Here is a 1,114-nt window from a genome sequence, read left to right as displayed (position 1 = left end):
TGTGAAGATTTTTCATTGTTAAGGAACTTGGTTGCATGCTTGAATTGTGATAGCAAAACCGGGTAATGACTCCAACTTATTGATAGTGTTTTATGTTCAGATAATGCCCGATGACTTTGTCATGCAGCTCCACCGATTTTGAGAACGACAGCGACTTCCGTCCCAGCCGTGCCAGGTGCTGCCTCAGATTCAGGTTATGCCGCTCAATTCGCTGCGTATATCGCTTGCTGATTACGTGCAGCTTTCCCTTCAGGCGGGATTCATACAGCGGCCAGCCATCCGTCATCCATATCACCACGTCAAAGGGTGACAGCAGGCTCATAAGACGCCCCAGCGTCGCCATAGTGCGCTCACCGAATACGTGCGCAACAACCGTCTTCCGGAGCCTGTCATACGCGTAAAACAGCCAGCGCTGGCGCGATTTAGCCCCGACATAGCCCCACTGTTCGTCCATTTCCGCGCAGACGATGACGTCACTGCCCGGCTGTATGCGCGAGGTTACCGACTGCGGCCTGAGTTTTTTAAGTGACGTAAAATCGTGTTGAGGCCAACGCCCATAATGCGGGCAGTTGCCCGGCATCCAACGCCATTCATGGCCATATCAATGATTTTCTGGTGCGTACCGGGTTGAGAAGCGGTGTAAGTGAACTGCAGTTGCCATGTTTTACGGCAGTGAGAGCAGAGATAGCGCTGATGTCCGGCGGTGCTTTTGCCGTTACGCACCACCCCGTCAGTAGCTGAACAGGAGGGACAGCTGATAGAAACAGAAGCCACTGGAGCACCTCAAAAACACCATCATACACTAAATCAGTAAGTTGGCAGCATCACCCAGAATCCCATGTCACACAACCTGGAGCACCAGAAAGTCCACACCAGAATGGTGAAAGAGGTTCTGAAAGCCGTCGCCAGAGCCAATAATCACCCTTATCAGTCCGTATTTACAGACTTTATCGCTGGTCATCCCTCCTGCACGGTCTGTTTCTGGGAAACCTTCCACAAAATGTACCCGGATTCACCGTACGAATACGTCACGTTCTGCCATACCTGCCGTCGTTTTGATTTATACGAAACAGAAGCGGAGATGAAGGCGGATGACCCGAAGTGGTGGTGATTT

1 protein-coding gene is annotated in these 1,114 nt (G+C 51.4%); it reads right to left on the bottom strand.

Translation table 11 applies throughout. The features are described 5' to 3' along the window. Positions 1-76 precede the first annotated feature (76 nt). Positions 77-774, bottom strand: a protein-coding gene (locus tag K1I94_RS11240; protein WP_103215986.1) for an IS1-like element IS1A family transposase whose coding sequence is annotated in 2 segments (ribosomal slippage) — positions 77-525 and positions 525-774 — 699 coding nt in all. Because the reading frame shifts where the segments join, the coding sequence is not laid out codon by codon here. Positions 775-1,114 lie beyond the last annotated feature (340 nt).

It is taken from the genome of Streptococcus sanguinis, assembly GCF_019929145.1.
In the GTDB taxonomy this organism is placed as follows: domain Bacteria; phylum Bacillota; class Bacilli; order Lactobacillales; family Streptococcaceae; genus Streptococcus; species Streptococcus sanguinis_U.
Note: the sequence above shows the minus strand (reverse complement) of the source record. Positions and strands in the feature narration are given on the sequence as shown.